This is a genomic window from Pseudomonas sp. MWU13-3659 (genome assembly GCF_023757525.1).
Taxonomy (GTDB): Bacteria; Pseudomonadota; Gammaproteobacteria; order Pseudomonadales; family Pseudomonadaceae; genus Aquipseudomonas; species Aquipseudomonas entomophila_E.
Map to the genome: position 1 here is coordinate 1 of NZ_JAMSHW010000081.1, position 1,164 is coordinate 1,164.

Consider the following 1,164-nt stretch of genomic DNA (forward strand, 5'->3'; position numbering starts at 1 on the left):
ACCCTTGCTGTTGGCGTACTGGTACAGCAGCTCCAGGTCGCCCTTGCCGGGTTTCGGCGGTTCGGGGAAAGTGCCGGCCTTGCTGGCGGCGCCGATGTGGGCGAACTGCGCGGCGTGGGCGGTGTAGTTGGCGCTGGTGACGTGGGTAATGCCGCCGGCGTTGTAGGTGGTGGCGCTACCGCCGCCCTGGATCACCAGCTCGGTCTTGGCGGTGAGCACGATGCGGTCGGCGTTGGCGGTGATGTCGAGCTTGGCCAGCAGGTTGATGTTGTCCTTGAGGGCGCGGATGTCGATATCGCCGGAGGCCGACACCAGTTTCCAGCCCAGGCTCTGCACGAACAGGCGCATGCCCTGGCTGGCGCTGGCCAGCAGGCGCTTGCCGACGGACATGCTGGTGTGGCCGGTGCTGCTCAGCGCCAGGTGCTCGCCGGTGGTGATGTGGTTGGGGCCGGGGGTGGTCAGGGCGATGCCGGCCGGGCTCGACAGCACCAGGTGTGGCTGGGCGAATTCGGGGAATTCGTTGGCGCTCTGGTTGACCGGGCCGCTGCCGAGGATGCCCTGGTGCTGCTCGTGCAGGCGCTTGGCCACGGCGTCCTGGTCGCCGGGCTCCTGGGCCTGCATCTGCTTGGCCAGCTCCGCCAGGCTGTCCTGCTGCTCGCTGGCGGTGGCCAGGCGTTCGGCGGTCTCGGGCAGGTCCTTGTGGTGCTTGGCTTCGTTGGCCCGGGGTTCGGTGGTGATCAGCAGGCCGCCGGCCGCGCGCACGGCGCCGTGGCGGTCGGTGCGCAGTTCGAAGCCTTCGCCACGGGGGGCGCCGCCGCTCGGGCGTGGGTGCGTGAGGTAACCCAGGTTCAACGCACTGGCGCCGTGGTCGCTGCGCAGGGCGATGCTGATTTCGCTGGTGGTGTCGTCGATGCGCAGTTCGTTGTTGCGGCTGCCCTTGTATTCCTTGCTCTTGATCGTGGCCAGGGTCTTGAGGTCGGGCAGCTTGTAGTGCGGCATGTTCACGCCGTGGTACAGGCAGCCGGTCACCAGCGGCTGGTCGGGGTCACCTTCGAGGAAGCTGACCAGCACCTCCATGCCGACGCGGGGCAGTTGCAGGCTGGCGATGCCCTGCCCGGCCCAGCCGGAGGCCACGCGCATCCACACGCTGGACTTGTCATCGGA

The 1,164-nt window shown here is 68.6% G+C and carries 1 protein-coding gene; it reads right to left on the reverse strand.

What is annotated here, in order from left to right:
- The coding region (locus NGM28_RS28380; protein ID WP_252092542.1) for a type VI secretion system Vgr family protein at window positions 1-1,164 on the reverse strand (1,164 nt) is incomplete at both ends.